This window comes from Streptococcus sp. 27098_8_12, assembly GCF_041432115.1.
GTDB classification, from domain to species: Bacteria; Bacillota; Bacilli; order Lactobacillales; family Streptococcaceae; genus Streptococcus; species Streptococcus parasanguinis_V.
In genome coordinates this window covers 1-671 of the sequence record NZ_JAPVZA010000042.1, presented here as the reverse complement: position 1 = coordinate 671, position 671 = coordinate 1, and the positions used below count along the sequence as shown (strand labels likewise).

The 671-nt window shown below is 50.2% G+C and carries 7 tRNA genes; all 7 read left to right on the top strand.

Annotated elements, in window-relative coordinates:
* The 7 genes from O3629_RS10150 (at window position 1) to O3629_RS10120 (ending at window position 629) form a co-directional block, all read left to right on the top strand.
* Window positions 1–73, top strand: a tRNA-Asp gene (locus O3629_RS10150).
* A gap of 24 nt (window positions 74–97) precedes the next feature.
* Window positions 98–170, top strand: a tRNA-Lys gene (locus O3629_RS10145).
* Between the two features lie 6 nt (window positions 171–176).
* A tRNA-Leu gene (locus O3629_RS10140) sits at window positions 177–258 on the top strand.
* A 17-nt stretch (window positions 259–275) separates the two neighbouring features.
* Window positions 276–348, top strand: a tRNA-Thr gene (locus O3629_RS10135).
* Window positions 349–371: 23 nt separating this feature from the next.
* A tRNA-Gly gene (locus O3629_RS10130) sits at window positions 372–443 on the top strand.
* A 7-nt stretch (window positions 444–450) separates the two neighbouring features.
* A tRNA-Leu gene (locus O3629_RS10125) sits at window positions 451–536 on the top strand.
* Window positions 537–555: 19 nt separating this feature from the next.
* Window positions 556–629 (top strand) — tRNA-Arg (locus O3629_RS10120).
* The last annotated feature ends 42 nt before the right edge of the window (window positions 630–671 follow it).

The following is a 671-nucleotide window of genomic DNA, read 5'->3' as shown; positions in this document are numbered from 1 at the left end:
GGTCCCGTAGTGTAGCGGTTATCACGTCGCCCTGTCACGGCGAAGATCGCGGGTTCGATTCCCGTCGGGACCGTTAAAATAATGAAAATTATTTTAAGACTCGTTAGCTCAGTTGGTAGAGCAATTGACTTTTAATCAATGGGTCACTGGTTCGAGCCCAGTACGGGTCATATTTTGCGGGTTTGGCGGAATTGGCAGACGCACCAGATTTAGGATCTGGCGCTTTACGGCGTGGGGGTTCAAGTCCCTTAACCCGCATAAGAGAATAATAATGAGCCGGCTTAGCTCAGTTGGTAGAGCATCTGATTTGTAATCAGAGGGTCGCGTGTTCAAGTCATGTAGCCGGCATTTTTTTATATAAAGAAAGCAATGCGAACGTAGTTCAGTGGTAGAACACCACCTTGCCAAGGTGGGGGTCGCGGGTTCGAATCCCGTCGTTCGCTTGAGGAGGCCGGGGTGGCGGAACTGGCAGACGCACAGGACTTAAAATCCTGCGATTGGTAACGATCGTACCGGTTCGATTCCGGTCCTCGGCATAGACAAAGGTTGAAAGAAGCACCCTTAGCTCAACTGGATAGAGTACCTGACTACGAATCAGGCGGTTAGAGGTTCGACTCCTCTAGGGTGCATGGTCGCAAGGCTATGTAGTAATTGAATAAGAACGAGCACCC